The organism is Rhodococcus sp. PBTS 1 (genome assembly GCF_001620025.1).
In the GTDB taxonomy this organism is placed as follows: Bacteria; Actinomycetota; Actinomycetes; order Mycobacteriales; family Mycobacteriaceae; genus Rhodococcoides; species Rhodococcoides kroppenstedtii.
Map to the genome: position 1 here is coordinate 2,250,058 of NZ_CP015219.1, position 20,302 is coordinate 2,270,359.

A 20,302-nucleotide genomic window follows, 5' to 3' on the forward strand; every position below is an offset into this window, starting at 1 on the left:
CGGCCGACATGCATTTCACCGAGCTCGCCGACTACCCCCTCCCGGACGGGATGGTGACGGAGTGGACCCCGTCCGTGTCGAACACCGCGGCGTGGCGTCCGGACGCGCGCCCGTTGGCGTTCACCCACGAAGCCCACCTGCGCCACAGCCTCCGGCGGACCCGCTCGCTGGACACCACCGGCCCGGCCGGTGACGCCGAGTGGATCGGCGCCGTGCTCGAGATCGACCGGACCTACGATCTCGAGGCGTTGCGACGAACGCTGCACCGGTGGATCGCTCGGCACGAGGCGCTGCGCACCACCGTCGACGCGGTGGGCGACTCCCTGACCCGGCGGACGATCGAGGAGTCCGCGGTCACGGTGACCGACCGCGTCGTCGGGCTGCGGTCGGGTGCGGACGCGCACGACCATCTGCTGTCCTACCTCGGGCGCGGCCTGTCGCCGTTCCGCTGGCCGCACGTGCTGATCGCCACGGTGTCCGAGACCGGGTTCCTCCACGTGGATCACGGCCGCTTCCTGGTGGTGTTCGGCGCCGACCACTCCGTCATGGACGCCTACTCCATGCTCCTGTCGGTCGGCGAGATCCGCCGCCTCTACGACCACGAGCTCGACGCCCGCGATCACGACCTGCCCGGAATCGGCAGCCATCTCGACTACAGCGTGCACGACCGCCGGACCGGCGACGACGTCACCGCCGATTCCGAGGCGGTCGCCCTCTGGGACCGCTTCCTGGGGGACGGCCCGTTCCCCGCCTTCCCGTCGCTCGCGGCGGAGGCCGGCGTTGCCGCGGGGTCACCCGACGCGACCCGGCAGGGCGCACTGTCGGTCTCGATCGCGTCGCCGGAGACCACCGCCGAGTTCGCTGCCCGATGCCGACGCAGCGACGCCTCGCTCACGGCGGGGATCGCGGCCGTCGTCGCCCTCGCCGGGCGCACCACCGCGCCCGGGCCCGGCGCCGACACCGACACCGGCACCGACACGGCCGGTCCGTGCCGGTTCGTCATGCCGATGCACACCCGGTACGCGCCCGAATTCGCCCGCGCCGTCGGCTGGTTCGTCGGCGTCGTGCCGGTCACCGTGGAGCTGGACTCCGACCACGCTGACACCGCACTCGTGACCGCCGCCGACAGCCTGCGCGCCGTGGCCGGCGCGGAGAGTCGGCCGTGGTCCGCCATCGCCGCGCTCCTCGGCGTCGTCGACGTCCCCCGCTTCGTCGTCAGCTATCTCGACCTGCGCCACGTCCCCGACGCGGACTCGTGGTGCGCGTGGCGGGTACAACCGCTCCGCAGCGCCACGTACTCGGACACCGAGGTCTACCTCTGGTTCCTGCGCACCCGGGAGGGGCTGTTCCTCTCGGCGCGCTTCCCCGGCACGGACGCGGCCACTACCGCGGTACACCGGTTCGTCACCCGCTGCCGCGGTGTCGTCGACGCCCTGGCGGCCGGCGCCGAGACCGTCGCCGAGTCGGCTCCCGTGACGACAACGAACGGCGCCGTGCGGCAGGAGGTTCGGGCATGATCATCACGGCGATGGCGAACTGGCGGCCGGCCCCCGGCGAGATGCTCGAGTGGCGTCCGACCATCCCCGACACTCCCGACCACCCCGACCGCGCCCGGGCCGTCGGGGTTCACGCGGTCCCGGCGTCCTTCCTGCAGGCCAACCACGTCCGCGGCGTCGACGCCGCGCAGCGCCGCGGCGATCGACACACCGGATTCCTCGGGTCCGCGACGGAGGTCGAGGGCGATCTCGACGCCGCCGCCCTGACCCGGGCCATCGCGGTGTTCCTCGCTCGACACGAGGGGCTGCGGACCTGGTTCTCCGTCCGCGACGGGGCCGTGCTGCGCCACCGCGCGCCGGCCGACGCGGCCTTGGTCCCCGTCGAGGCCGGAGCGGCGGCGACGACCGACAGTGCGCGAGAGGCCGTGCGCGACAGGCTCTCTCGTGACGCCACGCCCCTGTCGTGGCCCCCGGTGGCGATCGGCGCGATCCGCCGCCACGGCAGCTTCTCGCTGTACTACGGTGCGGACCACGCGTTCTCCGACGGCGCGTCCCAGGTCACCGTGATCGCCGAACTGGCGGATCTCTACCGCGCCGAGGTCACGGGGACCCCGGCCCTCGATCTCACCGGGCACGAGGGCAGCTTCCTCGATCACGTCCGGATCGAGGAGGAGGTCTCCCCGTCGTACGACCTTCACTCCCCCGAACTCGCCGACTGGATCGACGTGGTGTCCCGGCACGACGGCGGCCTCCCCCGTTTCCCGCTCGATCTCGGACTGGCCCCGGGTGAGACCGCACCGATGGAACCGGTGGAACGCGACCTCCTCACCGCGGCCGAGGCCGACGTGTTCGAGCAGGTGTGCCGCGACGCCGGCGGGTCGTTCACCAGCGGACTTTTCGCCGCCTGCGCCCTGGTCGAACACGAACTGGCCGGAACCGGCCGATACGACGGGATCGCCGTGCTCTCCACTCGGCACCGCGGTCCGTTCGCGTTGTCCCAGGGGTGGTTCTGTGCCTTCTCTCCGGTCACGTTCCCCGTGGACGACGCGGACGAGTTCGCCGACGTGCTTCGCTCGGCGACCGCCGCGTACGCGCGGGCCAAGACAGCGGCCTCCGTTCCCATCGGCCGTGTCCTCGAGCTGTTGGCCACGGGCGGTGTCGGCGGTGCGGGCCTCGCCCGCAGCCCACAGCTGTTGTCCTACCTCGATTTCCGCCGGTTCCCGGGTTCCGGCACACCGGCGGACGAGTGCGCCGTGTTGTTCACGGGTGAGGGCCGCACGGCCAATGCGTCCATGTGGTTCAACCGCGACCATCGGCACTTCTACGTCGGCGCGCAGATCCCCTCGACGCCGACGGCCCGCCGGGCGGTGCGGCGCTACCACGATCGCCTGATCGACCTGCTGGTGAGCGTCGTGCGGTCGCACGACACAGCGGACGTGCGATGCGCCTGATCGGTTCGGACGACCTGCTGCCTCGGCCGGGCACGGTCCTGCTGTGGTCGGTGTCGGCGGATCCGGCGGCCGCTCGGGTGCAGGAGGCGCCGCCGTCGTTCAATCAGCGCACCCACCTCGCCGGGACCGGTCGGCTCACCTGGCTGGCCGTCGCCGCCGAGGTGCCGGGGCCGATCCAGCGCGCCGATCTCGCTCGGGCCGTCCTCGGTCTGCTCGCCCGTCACGAGTCGCTGCGGACGTCGTTCCCTCGCACGCCGCACGGGCTGCGCCGCGCCGTTCACCCGGCCGAGTCGCTGACCCTGCGTCCCCGACCGGCCCGTGCCGTGGCCTCCCCCACGCTCGTGCGCGACGTCGTCACCGACTTCGTGAGCGAGTCGTGCTCCCGGCCGTGGTCGGCACCGGCCGTCGCCGTCGCGGCGGTGGATCGGCCGGACCGGTCGACCATCGTGATCGGAATCGACCACGCGCTCGGCGACGCGTGGTCGCTGACCGTGCTGCTCGACGACCTGGTCCAGCTCTATCGGGGCGCACCCGCCGACCCGGTCGCGACCCCGGCCTTCGGCCTGCACTGCGCCCGCGAGGCGGCCACCGTGGTCGACTCTGGCGATCCACGCCTCGCCGACTGGCTGCGGTTCCTCCGAGCGCACGGGAACGCGCCGCCGTCGTTCCCCGGCCCCACGGGCGTGCCGCCGGGTGAGGTTCGTCGGGCCGTTCTCCGGACCGACGTGCTGATCGGCGCGGACGACGCCGACGCCGCCGAGGCGTCGTGCCGCGCGCTCGGTGCCGGCCCCTTCGCCGGCGCCCTGGCCGCCCTCGCCCACGCCGTCGCCGCGGAGGACGACGATCACCACCGATCCCGGTCGCTGTCCCTGCTGTTCCCGCTGCACACCCGAACGCTGCCGGACGAGAACCGCGCCGTCGGGTGGTACGTCACCAACGCCCCGGTCACCGTGGCGGTGTCGAACAACATCCGGTCCACCACCCGGGGCGCCGGATTCGCCCTGCGGGCAGCACTTCCGCTGGGGGCGGTCCCGATCGACACCGTCGTCCGGGCTCTGGGCGAACTCCGCCGTCCGCGACACGACGTGTTCATGGCGTCCTACGTCGACTACCGGCGGTTGCCCGGGCACGCGACGCACGGGCCGCTCGACGCCCGGCACGTCTCCGCCGTCACCGACGCCGACGACGTGCAGATCTGGTTCACCCGCACCGACACCGGCCTCGCGGTGCGGACACGGGTCCCCGACACCGTCATCGCCCGCGCCACCGTCGACCGGCTGATCGAGCGGATGCGCGTGCATCTGACCGCGCTCGCGCGCCCGGCGATCCTCGCTGCCGATCCGGCCCCGGTACAGTGACGGCTCGACCGGTCGACCGGATGGAACGCAGCGAGGAGATCACGTGAGCGCAGCGGACGAGACAGCGACGGCCCCCGCCGTTCGAGTCGTACGGGGCAACCCGTCCGACGACGAACTGGCCGCGCTGGTGACCGTCCTCGCCGCCGCGTCCTCGGCGGCGGCGCCGGCCGAGGCGCCCGTGATCGACACCTGGGGGCACCCCACCCGTCTGCATCGCGACTTGCGGGCCTTCTCGCCGTATGCCTTCGGCAGCGGTATCGCTCGACCGCCCCGATGACCTCGGCGAGCCCGGCGCACCCCGTGCGTCTGGTCCTCGCGTCCCGCTCCCCAGCACGCCTGGCCCTGTTGCGGGCCGCGGGCGTCGACCCGGTCGTGCGGGTCTCGGACGTCGACGAGGACGCCGTCGTGACGTCCCTCGGTCCCGGCGTCGCCCACACGGTGGTGGTCACCGAACTCGCCACGGCCAAGGCCGAGGTGATCGCCGACGCCGTGGCCGCCGAGCCCGAATTCGCCGTCGGCACCGTCGTGATCGTCGGCTGCGATTCGATGCTCTCGATCGGCGGCAGCCTGGTCGGCAAGCCGCACGACGTCGACACCGCCCGGAACCGGTGGTCCGTGATGGCCGGATCGGCGGGCGAACTGCTCACCGGTCACTGCGTCCTCCGGCTCGACGACGGCCGGATCACCGCGAGGGCGGCCCGCCATTCGGGCACCGTGGTGCGCTTCGGCACACCCGATCCGGACGACCTGGAGGCGTACCTGGCCAGCGGCGAACCCCTCGCAGTCGCAGGGGCTTTCACGCTCGACGGACTGGGGGGCTGGTTCGTCGACGGCATCGACGGCGACCCGTCGTCGGTGGTGGGCCTCGGCCTCCCGCTCGTGCGGCGACTCCTCGCCGAGGTGAACGTCGGCATCTCGGCGTTGTGGGCGGGTCGGGGCGGCGACACCTAGGATCGCGGAAGGCAAGTCCATCCCGATCAGCTCAGGAGACGCACGTGTCCGTCGCGCCCGATCCCCATCCCGCCTTCGCGTCGTTCGCTCACCCCGAACGGCTCGTCACGACCCAGTGGCTGTCCGCCAACATCGGCACACCCGGCCTGAAGGTCGTCGAATCCGACGAGGACGTGCTGCTCTACGACGTCGGCCACATTCCCGGTGCGGTGAAGATCGACTGGCACCTCGATCTGAACGATCCCGTCACCCGCGACTACATCGACGGCGAGCAGTTCGCGGCGCTGATGAGCCGCAAGGGCATCTCCCGCGACGACACCATCGTCGTCTACGGCGACAAGAGCAACTGGTGGGCCGCCTACGCGCTGTGGGTGTTCACGCTGTTCGGGCACGAGGACGTCCGCCTGCTGGACGGCGGGCGCGATGCCTGGCTCGCCGAGAACCGCGACACCACCCTCGACGTTCCCGACGTCACCCCCACCGACTACCCCGTCGTCGAGCGTGACGACGCCGCCATCCGCGCGTTCAGGGACGACGTCCTGGCCCACCTCGGGTCGGGCCCGCTGGTCGACGTCCGCTCCCCCGCCGAGTACACCGGCGAGCGGACCCACATGCCGGACTACCCGGACGAGGGCGCCCTCCGCGGCGGTCACATCCCCACCGCCGTCTCCATCCCCTGGGCCAAGGCCGCCGCACCCGACGGCCGATTCAAGTCCCGCGCGGAACTCGACGAGGTCTACAAGGATGTGGACACCGACGCGGACGTGGTCGCCTACTGCCGCATCGGTGAGCGGTCGAGCCACACCTGGTTCGTGCTGACCCACCTGCTCGGTCACGAGAAGGTGCGGAACTACGACGGCTCGTGGACCGAGTGGGGCAACGCCGTGCGGACGCCGATCGTGCGCGGCGAGGACCCCGGGGCCGCTCCGTGACCGACGTGTTGCCGCCGCCGCTCGCCGAGATCGTCGACGACTTCAAGGCCGTCGACGGGCAGGACAAGATCACGCTGCTGCTCGAGTTCAGCCAGGACCTACCGGCACTGCCCGCCGGCCTCGAACAGGCCGCGATGGAACCGGTGCCGGAGTGCCAGTCGCCGCTCTTCCTGTCGGTGGACGCCGAAGATCGGTCCGCGGTGCGGCTGTTCTTCAGCGCGCCGCCCGAGGCGCCGACCACGCGCGGGTTCGCCTCGATCCTCGCGCAGGGTCTCGACGGACTGCCGGCCGACGAGATCCTCGGGGTGCCGGACGACTTCTACACCGAGCTGGGACTGGCCGACGCGGTGAGTCCCCTTCGCCTGCGCGGCATGTCGGCGATGCTGGCCCGCGTCAAACGGCACCTGCGCGGCTGATCGGTCGCTGCGGCCGGCCCGCCCGAGACCAGGGCACGCAACCTTTGTCCTGACATCCGCGGGACGGCCGCTAGACTGGGGGCGATTCGGCGTTGCCCGCCGACCATCCCCGGCGGGCCGCGTACAGCCCTCCGGTCTCGGCTCCCACCCCGATCGAGACCGACGCCTCGACAAGGACGGTCGTCACCCGTGGAATTCACCGAACTGGTCGACTACCCGGTCTCCGCCGGCACGATCACCGAGTGGATTCCCAGCGTCGGCCCGCACGCGTCGACCCCGGAGAACGCCGGCTGGCATCGGGACGATCGACCCACGTCCTTCGTCCACGAGGCGCATCTGCGTCGGACCCTCGCGCATCCCTCGGCGGGCAAGGAGTCCTGGCTCGGGACGGCGTTCGACATCGCGGGCCCGCTGAACGTCGATGCGTTCCGTGCTGCGGTGCTCGCGTGGATCGACCGGCACGAACCGATGCGCACCAACGCCACCGTCGACCCGCACACCGGCGAGCTGTCGCGCGTGACCGCGCCGGTGGGGGCCACCGACATCTGGGTCATCCGACAGGACGAGTGCACCCGCGGCGACGAGGTGTACGAGCATCTGCAGCACCTCTTCGACGAGTACACCTCGCCACTGGCCTGGCCGTCCTACGCCTTCGCGACCGTGGAGCCGTCGGACACGGACGGTGCCGAGCGGTTCACCGTGTTCTTCGCCGCCGACCACTCGATCATCGACGGCCTGTCGATCGTGCTCATCGCCCACGAGTTGACCCGGCTCTACACCGAGCAGCTCACGGGCGCACCCGCCGGACTGTTCCCCACGGCGAGCTACCTCGACTTCGGTGTCGCCGAGCGGGAACGGTGTGCCGATCCCGACGCCGTCGCCGCGGCCGCGGCGGAATGGAGCGACTTCCTCACCGAGGAGGACGGCCTCTTCCCGGCCTTCCCCGTCGCCATCGGCGACGAGCCGCCCCAGCGCGTCGTACAGAGCGGTCTCTCGGCCTGGATCATGGACGCCGACGAGGCCGAGGCCTTCACCCTCGCCTGCCGTCGGGCCGGGCCGGGGTTCCTGGCGGGATTGACGGCATCGATGGCCGCGGCGGCGCACTCGACGTCCGGCGCGGAACGCTTCCGCACGGTCACCCCGATGCACACCCGCCACGATCCGTCGTGGGCCGCCTCCCTCGGGTGGTTCGTCGGGTTGGGTCCGGTCGATGTCGAGGTCGCGGCGGGTGACTCGTTCGCCGACCTCGTGCTCCGCGCCGGCACCGAGCTGACCCGCACCCGCGCGGTCTCGCGGGTGCCGATGGACGTCGTCGGCCGTGCGGCGGGCATCGACACCGAGCCGCGCTTCGTCGTGTCGTTCATGGACGTGCGGTTCGCGCCCGACGCCGAGACGTGGCCCGACGTCCGGGCGCGGGCGCTGCGGAGCCGCAAGTACGACCACGACGTCTACCTGTGGTTCCACCGGACCCCGCAGGGCGTGAACGTCGCGGCGCGGTTCCCGGGGACAGAGCAGGCCACGGCGGCCGTGCACTCCTACCTCGCCGCCCTGCGCGCCGCGCTCGCCCGCGTGGTGCGGGACGGCACGTTCGTGGTCGGCGAGGACACGTCACAGGGTCGCGACGTGGACACGTCACAGGGTCACTGTGTCGGAGAAATGTCGCACACCTAGACTTCGATACGAGGACGTCCATTCGACGTGGCGCCCGCGTTCGCTCGGGTGCGTACGTCCACGTCCGGACGCGTCCGTGACCCTTCGACCCCCACAGGAGGCTTCGTGCCCAGCCATGCCACGTCTCGTATCAGCAAGGTCCTCGTCGCCAACCGCGGCGAGATCGCCGTTCGAGTGATCCGAGCTGCGGCCGATGCCGGCTACACCTCCGTCGCGGTCTACGCCGATCCCGACGCCGATGCCCCCTTCGTCCGGCTGGCGGACGAGGCGTTCGCGCTCGGCGGTCAGACTTCCGCCGAGTCGTACCTCGACATCGCCAAGATCGTCGACGCGGCGACCAAGTCCGGTGCGGATGCGGTGCACCCCGGCTACGGCTTCCTCTCCGAGAACGCGGACTTCGCTCAGGCCGTGATCGACGCCGGGCTCATCTGGATCGGGCCGTCGCCGCAGTCCATCCGCGATCTGGGCGACAAGGTCACCGCCCGTCACATCGCCGCGCGCGCGAAGGCGCCGTCGGTCCCCGGCACGTCGGAGCCGGTGAAGGACGCCGACGAGATCCTCGCGTTCGCCGACGAGCACGGCCTGCCGATCGCCATCAAGGCGGCGTTCGGTGGCGGTGGCCGCGGGATGAAGGTCGCCCGCACCCGCGAGGAGATCCCCGAACTGTTCGACTCCGCCACCCGCGAGGCCGTGGCCGCGTTCGGTCGTGGTGAGTGCTTCGTCGAGCGCTACCTCGACAAGCCCCGCCACGTCGAGGCCCAGGTCATCGCGGACCAGCACGGCAACGTCGTCGTCGCCGGCACGCGCGACTGCTCGCTGCAGCGTCGGTTCCAGAAGCTCGTCGAGGAGGCCCCCGCACCGTTCCTCACCGACGAGCAGCGCGAGGCGATCCACAGCTCCGCCAAGGCCATCTGCCGCGAGGCCGGGTACTACGGCGCCGGCACGGTCGAGTACCTGGTGGGCCAGGACGGTCTGGTCTCCTTCCTCGAGGTCAACACCCGTCTGCAGGTCGAACACCCCGTCACCGAGGAGACCTCCGGTATCGACCTGGTGCTGCAGCAGTTCCGCATCGCCAACGGCGACGAGCTCTCCATCTCCGAGGACCCGACCCCGCGCGGTCACTCGTTCGAGTTCCGCATCAACGGCGAGGACGCCGGCCGCGGCTTCCTCCCCGCCCCCGGCCCCGTCACCAGGTTCGTCGCCCCGGAGGGCCCCGGCGTGCGCGTCGATTCCGGTGTCGAGTCGGGCTCGGTCATCGGCGGACAGTTCGACTCCATGCTGGCCAAGCTGATCGTCACCGGCGCCACGCGTGAGGAAGCGTTGGCCCGCTCCCGTCGCGCCCTCGCCGAGTTCACGGTCGAGGGCCTCGCCACGGTGATCCCGTTCCACCGCGCCGTCGTCTCCGACCCTGCCTTCATCGGCACCGAGGACGGCTTCGACGTGCACACCCGGTGGATCGAGACGGAGTGGAACAACACCGTCGAACCCTTCACCGCCGGCGCCCCGATCGAGGAGGGCGACGACGCTCCCCGTCAGAACGTCGTGGTCGAGGTCGGTGGCCGTCGCCTCGAGGTGTCGCTGCCGGGAGCGTTCTCGATCGGTACCGGCGGAGCAGCCGCCGCCGGCGGTGCCGTGCGCCGCAAGCCGACGCCGCGCAAGCGGGGCGGCGGCGGCGGGGGTGCCGCATCCGGTGACGCCGTCACCGCTCCCATGCAGGGCACCGTCGTCAAGGTCGCGGTCACCGAGGGTCAGGAGGTCTCCGCGGGCGACCTCATCGCCGTCCTCGAGGCCATGAAGATGGAGAACCCCGTCAACGCCCACAAGGACGGTGTGGTGACCGGCCTGTCGGTCGAGCCCGGCGCTGCCATCACCCAGGGCACGGTGCTCGCCGAACTGAAGTGACGCGTGCGCCCCGCGGTATCGGGCGGACGGTCTAGGCTCGCGGCATGGCCGACAGTCCGGACGTGCGTATCGGTACCGCGGAGCGCGAACGTGCATTCTCGCTGCTCGGGGAGCATTTCGCCGCCGGGCGCCTGTCGCCCGCCGAGTTCGACGAGCGGTCGGCGGCGGCCGGTCGCGCCGTGACCCGGGGCGAGTTGGTCCCCCTGTTCGCCGATCTTCCTGGCGCCGCAGCGGACCTGGTGCCTTCGGCGACGGCAGCGTCTGCGCCGTCCGTCTCGTCCGAGACGGGTGCGCCGAAGACCGACGTCGGCCGCGACTGGCGACGCGCTGTCATGGCCCTGGTGCCGATCGCGGCGCTGGTGCTGTTCTTCGTGACCGGCACCTGGCTGTGGTTCCTCGCGATCCCGGCGGCGGGGGCGATCCTCTTCGCCGGCCGCGACGACCGATGATGGACGTCCGCGTCGCGCTGTTCGACGTCTTCGGCACCGTCGTGGACTGGCGGTCCGGCATCGCGTCGGACGCACGTCACTGGTTCGCGGCTCACGCACCCGATCGCGTCGACCTCGATCCGTTCGAGTTCGCGGACCGGTGGCGCGCCCGGTATCAGCCGTCGATGCAGCCGATCCGGGACGGCACGCGGGGTTTCACCGCCCTCGACGTCCTGCATCGGGAGAACTTGGTGGAGCTGCTGTCCGAACTCGACCTCGATGCGGACGACGAGGCCGTCGACGCGCTGAACGCGGCCTGGCACGCGCTCCCGCCGTGGCCGGATTCGGTCGCCGGTCTCACGGCGATCCGACAGCTGATGCCGGTGGCTCCGCTGTCCAACGGCAACGTCTCCCTGCTGCTGAACATGGCCCGGAACGCGGGGTTGCCGTGGGACACGATTCTCGGCGCGCAGGTCGTCCGGGCGTACAAGCCGACGCCGGAGAGCTACCTACGGACCGCCGAGCTCCTCGACCTCGAGCCGGGCCGCTGCCTGATGGTCGCGGCGCACAACGACGATCTTGCGGCGGCGCAGGCCTGCGGCCTGCGGACGGCGTTCGTGCGCCGCCCGCTCGAACACGGGCCCGACGGTGCGGATCCGGGACCGACGGGCGACTGGGACATCGTGGTCCGCGACCTCGTGGAGCTCGGCGCCGTGCTCGCTCAGACCCGTCGTTCGTAGACGCCGACCTCGCTGCCGAGTTCCCACGCGCCGATGCCGGTGAACGAGGCGAGAACGCGCTCGTGGTTCCAGTCCTCGTCCACGTGGATCTCGTGCGGATTGCCCTCGATCTCGTGCTGTGGGTAGTGCACGATCGGGATGGAGAGGTACACGGCCTTGCCCGCCGCCTCCGCGCAGCGCTCCCACAGCGTGAGTGCGTCCGCCTCCGTCATGTGTTCGGCGACGTCACCGACGATCACCACGTCCGCCTTCGGAAGGTCGACCTTCCGGGCGTCGCCGACGACGATCTCGTCGTAGTACTCGTGCAGCCGGTAGGTGTCGACGTAGGGCTGCCAGATCTCGATGCCCGTCAGCCGGCTCACGTGCTGACCGGCCAGCAGCTTGGCGTACGTTCCCACTCCCGGTCCGATGTCCAGCACGGATACCGGACCCTCCTCGGCCAGCGCGAAGACGCGATCGCGGGTCCAGGACTTACCTTCTGTCGAACTCATCGGCATGGGGGCTGTATGCCCCCACGGCCGGTCCGGTAACCCGTCTCATTCGTCGTAGAAGGTCTGCAGGACGATGGTGCTGCGCGTGTTCACCCCGGCGGTGGTGCGGATCCGCTGCAGCAGGTGTTCGAGGTCCCGCGGGGATCCCACCCGGACCAACAGGACGTAGCTGTCCTCGCCGGCCACGGAATGGCAGGCGCGGACCCCGTCGAGCTCACGCAGCCGCGCCGGGGCGTCGTCGGGCGCCGTGGGGTCGAGCGGGGTGATGGCCACGAACGCCGTCAGCGGCGTCCCGAGCACCTCGTGGTCGACGCGCGCGGTGTAGCCCAGCACGACGCCCGACGCCTCGAGTCGGCGCACGCGCGCCTGCACCGCGGACACCGACAGACCCGCTCTCTCCGCGAGATGGGCGAGCGTGGCCCGCCCGTCCCGGACCAGTTCCGCGACGATCACCGTGTCGACGGCGTCCAGCGTGGTCCGCGGTGCGTTCATGCGAACAGCGGGGGCATGGCGAACACCATGACCGTCGACCACGAGACGTGGGTCAGGATGGGCGCGAGGATGCCGCCCGACGCCCGCCGTTCGAGACCCAGGACGAACCCGAGCGTGATGGCGGCGAACCCCAGCATCGGGTTGCCCGTCGCGAGGGTGGCGATGGTGTAGATGATCGTCGAGATCAGCACCGGGCGCCCGCGACCGATGGCCGCGAACAGCGCGCCGCGGAAAAAGATCTCCTCGGCCAGGCCGTTGAAGAGCGTGATGAACACGATCAGGGCCAACGGACCGACGCGCGCGTGGTCGAGGACGTTCGCGGTGAAGTCCCGCAGCGGAGGGATCTCCCGCACGATCAGCGCGCCGACGACGAACACCCCACCCGCGGCGAGCCCGATCGCGATCGGGGTCAGGATCGGGCGGCGCAGGTGCCCGCGGAACGGTATGCGCCCGAGATGCAGCGGGCCGGAGAGGAACCCGCCCACGATCCACACCAGCGCGAGCGCGATGGTCAGCGTGTAGAACAGCGGATCGCCCGGCTTCACCGACAGCGAGATCCCGAGCAGCGTCGCCCCGACCACCAGCACGATCCCGACGACGATGCGACGTCGCAGGAAGGCGCGATCGGTCTCGGTGTGATCGCGATCGACCTTGTCGACCAGCGCCGACCGGACGACGCTCTCCATCCGGGTCTGCCAGGACACCATGGGCGAACCTCACCGTCCTTTCGGGTCAGCGGTGCAGGAGGGACCGTACCCGTGCGGAGACGGTGCCAACCACGCTCGCGGCCACGTCGAGGTTGGTGCGGACCACCGGCGCGATCGGCCACGAGTACAGGACGGCGCCCGCACCGAGCGACTCCATCAACTTCCAGCCGTCCTCGCCGAACAGGTCGGCACCGTAGCGACGGATGGTCCGGACGTCACCGCCCGTCCACTCGGCGTCGGAGTCCGCGAGGCGCAGTGAATCCGGGTTGCGGCTCACCGACCGCGGGTGCCCGGCGCCCAGCAGACTGCGACGCATCGCGTCGTCGACGCCGGTGAGTCCCCCGTCCGGATCGGGAACGTAGCGCTCGATGCGCTTCTCCGACGCCGTCATCGAGTTCACCAGCGACTGCACCAGATCGTCGGCGAGAAGCCCGGGGACGGGAATCAACCGACCGATGACGAACCCGGCCAGCTTGGTGGGCACGGGCGGCGTCGGCACACCCAGACGGTGCAGGCGCGCGGCACGCACGTAGGCGAAGACGAGGTCGCGGTACGGCAGCACCTCGGGACCGGCGATGTCGTACGCCCCGGCCGGCACCGACTCGTCCGCCGTCGCCCGCAGGTAGTACACGACGTCGTCGACCGCGATGGGCTGCACGGGCTTGTCCAACCACGTCGGCAGCGGCAGGACCGGCAGTCGATCCGCGAGGTAGCGCATCATCTCGAACGACGTCGAGCCGGCGCCGATCACGATCGCGGCCCGCAGCCACACCACCTCGATCCCGTCGACCTGCAACGCCTCTCCGACCTCGGCGCGGCTGGCGAGGTGCTCGGACAGCTCCTCGCCCTCGGGCACGAACCCGCCCAGGTAGACGATGCGACCGACGCCGGCGTCGCGCGCCGCCTCCGCGAAGTGCCGGGCCGAGTCGAGGTCCGTGCGGCGGTACCCCGACTCCCCGATGGCGTGGACCAGGTAGTAGGCGACGTCGACGGACGACGCGCCGAGGGCGTCCCGGCAGGAGTCGGCGTCGGTGACGTCGAGGCGGACCGTCGTGACGGAGTCGTGCCAGTCGAACGTCCGCAACCGGTCCGGCGTCCGCGAGCCCACGACCACCTCGGCGCCGTCCGTGACCAGGGATGCGACCAGCCGAGAGCCGATGTAGCCGCTGGCGCCCGTGACGAAGACCTTCATGGAACCGAGGTTACGGACCTCCCGCGGCGGAGCCCGGTCCTGTGATCCCCCTCACGCGCCCGGAACGAACTCGGGGACGCGGGATGACATAGTTGGACGATGACGGCGGACCGAGAAGTCGAGGTACGAACCGTGCGACTGCCGGTACCGTCCGTGGGCACCGCCGTCGCGCTGATGCGGGCGACGGTGTCCTGGTCGGTGGACACCGTGGTTCTCGTCGCCGCTCTGCCGTCGCGTATCGACGACCTGTTCTCCCGGGTCGACGCGCTGATCACGTCCATCGAGGAGATCACCGCCCGCGCCGGCGGGGTGATCGAGGCAGCCGCACGGACCACGGACGACGCGGCGGGGGTGATCGTCGGGGCCGGCGACGCGTCGGAGCGAGCGCGGGCCATGATCGCCGACATCCAGCCGATCGCGGACCGCGGCATTCCCCTCGGTCGACGTTTCGTGGACAACTTCTCCGAGCAGGAGCTCGACGCGTCCATCCGCATGGTCGACCAACTTCCCGAGCTCATGGAGCGGATGGAGGCGATCATGCCCATCCTGGCCACCATGGACACCGTCGCGCCGGAGATCCACCAGCTGCTCGAGGTGACCAAAGACGTGCGCAAGGCCGTCATCGGGATCCCCGGGTTCAAGTTCTTCCGCAACCGCGGCGAGGAGAAGCTCGAGGACATCTGACGCGGCCGTGTCGGTGGGTCGGTGCACTATGGACCGGTGAGCACACCCCCGTCCGACGAGGTTCTGGCCCGGTTCTCCGCGCCCACCCGCGCGTGGTTCGAGGGCGCCTTCCCCGCACCCACCGGAGCTCAGCTCGGCGCGTGGGACTCCATCTCGAGCGGGGCCCACACATTGGTCGTGGCCCCCACCGGCTCGGGCAAGACCCTCTCGGCGTTCCTGTGGGCGCTCGATCGGCTGGTCCAGCGCGACGCCGCCGACGACGACGCCGCGCGGGGAACGCGCGTGCTGTACGTCTCGCCGCTCAAGGCGCTGGCCGTCGACGTCGAGCGGAATCTGCGCTCTCCCCTGGTCGGGATCACGCAGACCGCCAAGCTGCAGGGGGTCGCACCGCCGGAGATCTCGGTGGGCGTTCGCTCCGGTGACACCAGCCCCGCCGATCGGCGCGCCATGCTCAAGACGCCGCCGGACATCCTCATCACCACGCCGGAGTCGCTGTTTCTCATGCTGACCTCGGCCGCCCGAGAGACGCTGCAGACGGTCGACACCGTCATCGTCGACGAGGTGCACGCCGTGGCCGGGACCAAGCGCGGCGCCCATCTCGCCCTCTCGCTCGAGCGGCTCGACTACGCGCTGGAGCGTCCTGCGCAGCGCATCGGGCTCTCGGCCACCGTGCGTCCTCACGAGGAGGTCGGACGGTTCCTCACCGGCAGCGCACCCATCCGCATCGTGGCTCCCGCGTCCCCCAAGACCTTCGACCTCTCCGTGCGGGTGCCGGTGGAGGACATGACCGAGCTCGGCACCACCGAGCCGCAGGAAGGCTCCGCCTCGGCGGCGCCGCAGCAGGGGTCGATCTGGCCGCACGTCGAGGCACAGATCGTCGACCTCGTCCTCGAGCACCGGTCCTCGATCGTGTTCGCCAATTCCCGGCGCCTGTCGGAACGGCTCACCGCCCGCCTCAACGAGGTGTACGCGGAGCGGCTCGGCGAGGAAGTGCCCACGGACCACGCGCCGCCGTCGCAGATCGGATCCTCCGGCGAGGTGGTCCACGGATCGGAACCCCTGCTCGCGCGCGCCCATCACGGCAGCGTCAGCAAGGATCAGCGCGCCCTGATCGAGGACGACCTGAAGTCCGGGCGCCTCAAGTGCGTCGTGGCCACCAGCAGCCTCGAGCTCGGCATCGACATGGGTGCAGTCGATCTCGTGGTCCAGGTGGAGGCGCCGCCGTCGGTGGCCAGCGGACTGCAGCGGGTGGGCCGCGCGGGTCACCAGGTCGGCGAGATTTCCCGCGGTGTGCTCTTTCCGAAGCACCGCACCGACCTGATCCACTGCGCCGTCACGGTCCAGCGCATGACCGAGGGGCACATCGAAGCCCTGCAGGTACCGGCCAATCCGCTCGACATTCTCGCCCAGCAGACCGTCGCCGCCTGCGCGCTCGAACCGATCGACGCCGACGAGTGGTTCGACACCGTCCGTCGCACCGGCAACTTCGCGACGCTGCCCCGGTCCGCCTTCGAGTCGACCCTGGATCTGCTGTCCGGGCGGTATCCCTCGGACGAGTTCGCCGAGCTCCGCCCGCGCCTGGTCTGGGACCGCGACGGCGGCTCCCTGACCGGTCGGCCCGGCGCCCAGCGGCTGGCCGTCACCTCCGGTGGCGCGATCCCCGACCGCGGACTCTTCGGCGTCTTCATGGTCGGCGAGAAGGCCAGCCGGGTCGGCGAACTGGACGAGGAGATGGTCTACGAGTCCCGCGTGGGTGACGTGTTCGCCCTCGGCGCGACCAGCTGGCGCATCGAGGAGATCACGCACGATCGGGTGTTGGTCAGCCCCGCGTACGGCCAACCCGGCCGGCTCCCGTTCTGGCACGGGGACGGGCTGGGGCGTCCGGCCGAGCTCGGTGAGGCGCTCGGTGGCTTCCTGCGGTCCGCGACGGACGACGACGCGATGCGCGAGAGGTTGTCCGCCGGCGGTCTGGACGACAACGCCGTGACGAATCTGCTGGCGCTGTTGGCCGAACAGCGCACGGCGACCGGCCATCTGCCGACCGACCGCACGCTCGTGGTGGAGCGGTTCCGGGACGAGCTGGGCGACTGGCGGTTGGTGCTGCACTCGCCCTACGGCCAGCAGGTGCACGCGCCGTGGGCTCTGGCCGTCGGCGCGCGGCTGATCGAGCGGTTCGGCATCGACTCCCAGCCGACGGCGTCGGACGACGGGATCATCGTCCGGCTCCCCGACACCGAGGACGAACCGCCCGGCGCCGATCTGTTCGTGTTCGATCGCGACGAGATCGCCGACATCGTCACCGAGCAGGTGGGCGGGTCCGCCCTGTTCGCGTCTCGGTTCCGCGAATGTGCCGCGCGCGCACTGCTTCTCCCGCGTCGTAACCCCGGAAAGCGGGCGCCGCTGTGGCAACAGCGCCAGCGCGCCGCCCAGCTGCTGGACGTCGCGCGGAAGTACCCGACGTTCCCGATCCTGCTCGAGACGGTCCGCGAGTGCCTGCAGGACGTGTACGACCTCCCGTCGCTGGAGGCGCTGAGCACCCGTATCGCCCGGCGCCAGATCCGGGTGCTGACGGTCGACACGGACACGCCGTCGCCGTTCGCCACGTCGCTGCTGTTCTCGTACGTGGGTCAGTTCATGTACGAGGGCGATTCGCCGCTGGCCGAACGTCGCGCTGCCGCCCTGTCTCTCGACGCCTCGCTGCTCGCCGAGCTGCTCGGCCGGGTGGAGCTGCGGGACCTGCTCGACGCCGCCGTGGTCGCCGACACCGAGACCGAACTGCAGCGGCTCGCGGCGGACCGGAAGGCGCGCGACAAGGAGGGCGTGGCCGACCTGCTGCGGTTGCTCGGTCCGCTCACGACCGCCGAGCTCGAGGCACGGTGCGAGACACCGGACGCCGCGGCCGGATGGGTGGCGGACCTCGTGTCGGACCGGCGTGCCCTCGAGGTGTCGTTCGCCGGGTCGTCGTGGTGGGTGGCCATCGAGGACGCGAGCCGGCTGCGCGACGCCCTCGGGGTTCCGCTCCCGATCGGCGTTCCGGACGCGTTCGTCGAACCCGTCGAGGATCCGATGGGCGATCTCGTGAGCCGGTACGCCCGCACCCACGGCCCCTTCTCGGTGGCCGACGTCGCCGGCCGGTTCGGTGTCGGCTCCGCCGTGGCGCGTGACGTCCTGCTCCGCCTCGCCGCGGCGAAACGGGTGGTCGAGGGCGAGTTCCGTCCCGGCGGGTCGGGCAGCGAATGGTGTGACGCCGAGGTGCTCCGCCGACTGCGACGGCGCTCCCTCGCCGCGGCCCGTCAGGACGTCGAGCCGGTGCCGACGCACGTGCTCGGCCGATTCCTGCCGCGCTGGCAGCACGTGGGTGGCACGCTGCGCGGACTCGACGGCGTGGTCACCGTGATCGACCAGCTCGCCGGTGTCCCGATTCCCGCCTCGGCCTGGGAGTCGCTGATACTGCCGCAACGGGTGCGGGCCTACTCCCCCGCCCTGCTCGACGAACTCACGGCCACCGGCGAAGTGGTGTGGTCCGGCCAAGGGTCCATCTCGTCGAAGGACGGCTGGGTATGTCTGCATCCCGCCGACGCCGCGCCGGTCACGCTTCCCCTTCCCCGCGGCGACGAGCTGAGCGATCTCCAACACGCCGTCCTGCAGGCACTGTCGGGCGGCGGTGCGTTCTTCTTCCGGCAGCTCTCCGACACCGTCGGGACGGTGCTGCGCGAACGCGCGGTCGACCCGCCGGACGACACGACGCTCGCGGCGGCACTGTGGGACCTCGTGTGGACCGGGCACCTGACCAACGACACGTTCGCGCCGCTGCGGGCGCTACTGCACGGCACCGCGCGGTCGGCGCCGAGTCACCGCCCCGCCCGGCGTTCCCCCCGCGCGCGGTCGTATCAGCGCTACGCCCGGCCGACCCTGCCCACGCGCACCGGACCACCCACCGTCGGGGGTCGGTGGGCGCTGGTCCCCGAGGTCGACACCGATCCCACGGTGCGCGCCCACGCGACGGCGGAGATCCTGCTCGAGCGCTACGGCGTCGTCACGCGTGGGTCGGTGATGGACGAGGGCATTCCCGGTGGCTTCGGCGGGGTGTACAAGGTGCTCACCGGTTTCGAGGATTCGGGTCGCGCCCGGCGAGGCTACTTCGTCGACTCTCTCGGCGGCGCTCAGTTCTCGACGTCCGACGTGGTGGACCGCCTGCGCAGCGAATCCGAACGCAGCATCGGTGCCGTCGCATTGGCGGCGACGGATCCGGCCAACCCCTACGGCGCGGCCCTCCCGTGGCCCAAGAGCGAGATCGAAGGCGCGTCCGGCCACCGCCCGGGACGCAAGGCGGGCGCCCTCGTGGTGCTGGTGGACGGCCACCTGGTGCTCTTCGTCGAACGGGGCGGCAAGTCGATCCTGACGTTCACCGCCGACCGCGACGCACTGTCGGCGGCCGGCGCGGCGCTCGGGTCCCTGGTGACCACGAGGTCGGTGGACCGACTGCTGGTCGAACGCACCGACGGCGAGGACATCCACGGAACCGTGCTCGCGTCCGTGCTCGCCGAGTCGGGGTTCACGGCCACCCCGCGCGGACTCCGGATCCGGGTCACCTAGATGCCCGAAGGTGACACCGTGTGGCGCACCGCCAACACCCTCCGCGACGCGCTCGACGGCAAAGTTCTCACCGTCTGCGACGTCCGTGTGCCGAGGTACGCCACCGTCGACTTCTCCGGTCACCGGGTGCAGGCCGTGCACTCCGTGGGCAAACACCTGGCCGTCGAGGTGGCGCATCACGTCATCCACTCGCACCTGAAGATGGAGGGCGCCTGGCACGTGTACCGGCCCGGAACCCGCTGGCGTCGCCCCGCGTACCAGGCGCGCATCGTCCTCGCCACGGACGACCGCGTGGCCGTCGGGTTCGAACTCGGCGTGGTCGAGATTCTGGACACCCTGGAGGAGGCCGTGGGCTATCTCGGCCCCGACCTGTTGGGACCATGCTGGGATGCCGCACTCGCGGTCGCGAACCTGGCCGCGGACCCGAGTCGACCCATCGGACTCGCGTTGTTGGATCAACGCAACCTCGCCGGTCTGGGCAACGTCTATCGCAACGAGATCTGCTTCGTCCGCGGGGTCGACCCCCGCACCCCCGTCCGCGAGGTCGATCTCGCGCCGATGGTCGACCTGTCGTACCGCAGCATCGTCGCCAACAAGGATCGGAACGCCCGCACGTTCACCGGGGATCTCCGCGCCGGGCGTCACTTCTGGGTCTACGGCCGGGACGGCAAACCATGCCGTCGATGCGGCACGGCCGTGCGATTCGGTCTCCTCGGCGACGACCCCACCGAGGAGCGGCAGATCTACTGGTGCCCGCGCTGTCAACCGCCGGTGGGGGTCACCGCGGCGCAGTAG

The 20,302-nt window shown here is 71.3% G+C and carries 18 protein-coding genes; 14 read left to right on the forward strand and 4 right to left on the reverse strand.

Going from position 1 to position 20,302, the window contains the following annotated elements; translation table 11 throughout:
- Positions 1-8 precede the first annotated feature (8 nt).
- The 11 genes from A3Q40_RS10135 (at position 9) to A3Q40_RS10185 (ending at position 11,345) form a co-directional block, all read left to right on the forward strand.
- Positions 9-1,517: a condensation domain-containing protein gene (locus A3Q40_RS10135; protein WP_068101956.1), complete on the forward strand. Its 1,509-nt coding sequence runs from the start codon at positions 9-11 to the stop codon at positions 1,515-1,517.
- Positions 1,514-2,947 carry a condensation domain-containing protein gene (locus A3Q40_RS10140; RefSeq protein ID WP_068101958.1) on the forward strand — a complete coding sequence of 478 codons (1,434 nt, stop codon included), beginning with the start codon at positions 1,514-1,516 and terminating at the stop codon, positions 2,945-2,947. Before A3Q40_RS10135 ends, A3Q40_RS10140 begins: the two co-directional genes overlap by 4 nt.
- On the forward strand, positions 2,938-4,305 hold the full coding sequence (locus A3Q40_RS10145) for a hypothetical protein (protein WP_068101960.1): 1,368 nt from the start codon (positions 2,938-2,940) through the stop codon (positions 4,303-4,305). Before A3Q40_RS10140 ends, A3Q40_RS10145 begins: the two co-directional genes overlap by 10 nt.
- 43 nt (positions 4,306-4,348) lie before the next feature.
- Positions 4,349-4,582 (forward strand): acyl-CoA carboxylase epsilon subunit, encoded by a 234-nt coding sequence (locus tag A3Q40_RS10150; protein WP_068101962.1) that lies wholly within the window; start codon positions 4,349-4,351, stop codon positions 4,580-4,582.
- Entirely contained in the window at positions 4,579-5,256 is a 678-nt protein-coding gene (locus A3Q40_RS10155; RefSeq protein ID WP_068101964.1) for a Maf family protein, read from the forward strand. Before A3Q40_RS10150 ends, A3Q40_RS10155 begins: the two co-directional genes overlap by 4 nt.
- 44 nt (positions 5,257-5,300) lie before the next feature.
- Positions 5,301-6,188: a sulfurtransferase gene (locus tag A3Q40_RS10160; protein ID WP_068101966.1), complete on the forward strand. Its 888-nt coding sequence runs from the start codon at positions 5,301-5,303 to the stop codon at positions 6,186-6,188.
- Positions 6,185-6,604 carry a SufE family protein gene (locus tag A3Q40_RS10165; protein ID WP_235606261.1) on the forward strand — a complete coding sequence of 140 codons (420 nt, stop codon included), beginning with the start codon at positions 6,185-6,187 and terminating at the stop codon, positions 6,602-6,604. Before A3Q40_RS10160 ends, A3Q40_RS10165 begins: the two co-directional genes overlap by 4 nt.
- Before the next feature lie 189 nt (positions 6,605-6,793).
- Positions 6,794-8,275 carry a condensation domain-containing protein gene (locus A3Q40_RS10170; RefSeq protein WP_068101968.1) on the forward strand — a complete coding sequence of 494 codons (1,482 nt, stop codon included), beginning with the start codon at positions 6,794-6,796 and terminating at the stop codon, positions 8,273-8,275.
- Positions 8,276-8,380: 105 nt separating this feature from the next.
- On the forward strand, positions 8,381-10,177 hold the full coding sequence (locus tag A3Q40_RS10175) for an acetyl/propionyl/methylcrotonyl-CoA carboxylase subunit alpha (protein ID WP_068101970.1): 1,797 nt from the start codon (positions 8,381-8,383) through the stop codon (positions 10,175-10,177).
- 44 nt (positions 10,178-10,221) lie between these two features.
- Positions 10,222-10,626 (forward strand): DUF1707 SHOCT-like domain-containing protein, encoded by a 405-nt coding sequence (locus A3Q40_RS10180; RefSeq protein ID WP_068101972.1) that lies wholly within the window; start codon positions 10,222-10,224, stop codon positions 10,624-10,626.
- Positions 10,626-11,345 carry a haloacid dehalogenase type II gene (locus A3Q40_RS10185; RefSeq protein WP_201133061.1) on the forward strand — a complete coding sequence of 240 codons (720 nt, stop codon included), beginning with the start codon at positions 10,626-10,628 and terminating at the stop codon, positions 11,343-11,345. The genes A3Q40_RS10180 and A3Q40_RS10185 overlap by 1 nt, the downstream gene beginning before the upstream one ends.
- On the opposite strand, the gene A3Q40_RS10190 is transcribed toward A3Q40_RS10185, so the two are convergent.
- The 4 genes from A3Q40_RS10190 to A3Q40_RS10205 are packed head-to-tail and all read right to left on the reverse strand — an operon-like array spanning position 11,327 to position 14,227.
- Positions 11,327-11,836 carry a class I SAM-dependent methyltransferase gene (locus tag A3Q40_RS10190; RefSeq protein WP_157889542.1) on the reverse strand — a complete coding sequence of 170 codons (510 nt, stop codon included), beginning with the start codon at positions 11,834-11,836 and terminating at the stop codon, positions 11,327-11,329. The two genes, A3Q40_RS10185 and A3Q40_RS10190, sit on opposite strands and share 19 nt — an antisense overlap.
- Positions 11,837-11,881: 45 nt before the next feature.
- Positions 11,882-12,328, reverse strand: coding sequence for an Lrp/AsnC family transcriptional regulator (locus A3Q40_RS10195; protein ID WP_068101979.1), 447 nt, complete (start codon positions 12,326-12,328; stop codon positions 11,882-11,884).
- On the reverse strand, positions 12,325-13,035 hold the full coding sequence (locus tag A3Q40_RS10200; protein ID WP_068101981.1) for a CPBP family intramembrane glutamic endopeptidase: 711 nt from the start codon (positions 13,033-13,035) through the stop codon (positions 12,325-12,327). The genes A3Q40_RS10195 and A3Q40_RS10200 overlap by 4 nt, the downstream gene beginning before the upstream one ends.
- A 25-nt stretch (positions 13,036-13,060) precedes the next feature.
- Positions 13,061-14,227, reverse strand: coding sequence for an NAD(P)H-binding protein (locus tag A3Q40_RS10205; protein WP_068101983.1), 1,167 nt, complete (start codon positions 14,225-14,227; stop codon positions 13,061-13,063).
- Between the two features lie 99 nt (positions 14,228-14,326).
- On the opposite strand from A3Q40_RS10205, the gene A3Q40_RS10210 reads away from it, so the two are divergent.
- Genes A3Q40_RS10210 through A3Q40_RS10220 form a run of 3 tightly spaced genes read left to right on the forward strand, consistent with a single transcriptional unit; the run spans position 14,327 to position 20,302 of the window.
- Positions 14,327-14,911: a hypothetical protein gene (locus A3Q40_RS10210; RefSeq protein ID WP_068101985.1), complete on the forward strand. Its 585-nt coding sequence runs from the start codon at positions 14,327-14,329 to the stop codon at positions 14,909-14,911.
- A 36-nt stretch (positions 14,912-14,947) separates the two neighbouring features.
- A complete protein-coding gene (locus A3Q40_RS10215) occupies positions 14,948-19,507 on the forward strand; it encodes an ATP-dependent helicase (RefSeq protein ID WP_201132828.1) in 4,560 nt (1,519 codons plus the stop codon).
- On the forward strand, positions 19,508-20,302 hold the full coding sequence (locus tag A3Q40_RS10220) for a DNA-formamidopyrimidine glycosylase family protein (RefSeq protein WP_068101990.1): 795 nt from the start codon (positions 19,508-19,510) through the stop codon (positions 20,300-20,302).